This is a genomic window from Lactococcus sp. SK2-659 (assembly GCF_020218185.2).
GTDB classification, from domain to species: domain Bacteria; phylum Bacillota; class Bacilli; order Lactobacillales; family Streptococcaceae; genus Lactococcus; species Lactococcus lactis.
Genome location: NZ_JAIWQZ020000013.1, coordinates 1 through 435 on the forward strand (window position 1 = coordinate 1; position 435 = coordinate 435).

At 49.9% G+C, this 435-nt stretch carries 5 tRNA genes; all 5 read left to right on the forward strand.

What is annotated here, in order from left to right:
- Positions 1-72 (forward strand) — tRNA-Asp (locus tag LDP15_RS12120).
- Between the two features lie 17 nt (positions 73-89).
- Positions 90-162: transfer RNA gene (locus LDP15_RS12125), tRNA-Lys, on the forward strand.
- An 8-nt stretch (positions 163-170) separates the two neighbouring features.
- A tRNA-Leu gene (locus tag LDP15_RS12130) sits at positions 171-252 on the forward strand.
- Between the two features lie 12 nt (positions 253-264).
- A tRNA-Thr gene (locus LDP15_RS12135) sits at positions 265-337 on the forward strand.
- Positions 338-362: 25 nt separating this feature from the next.
- Positions 363-434, forward strand: a tRNA-Gly gene (locus LDP15_RS12140).
- Position 435: the final 1 nt, after the last annotated feature.

A 435-nucleotide genomic window follows, 5' to 3' on the forward strand; every position in this document is an offset into this window, starting at 1 on the left:
GTTCTGTAGTGTAGCGGTTATCACGTCGCCCTGTCACGGCGAAGATCGCGGGTTCGATTCCCGTCAGAACCGTTAGTAGAAATACTAATGACTCGTTAGCTCAGTTGGTAGAGCATTTGACTTTTAATCAAAGGGTCGCTGGTTCGAGCCCAGCACGGGTCATAATCCTAGCGGATGTGGCGGAATTGGCAGACGCACTAGATTTAGGATCTAGCGCTTAACGGCGTGGGGGTTCAAGTCCCTTCATCCGCATACTAGGTATTAGCCGACTTAGCTCAGTTGGTAGAGCATCTGATTTGTAATCAGAGGGTCGCGTGTTCGAATCATGTAGTCGGCATTGTCGTAAGACACAAAGTTTAAGTGCGAACGTAGTTCAGGGGTAGAACACAACCTTGCCATGGTTGGGGTCGCGAGTTCGAATCTCGTCGTTCGCTT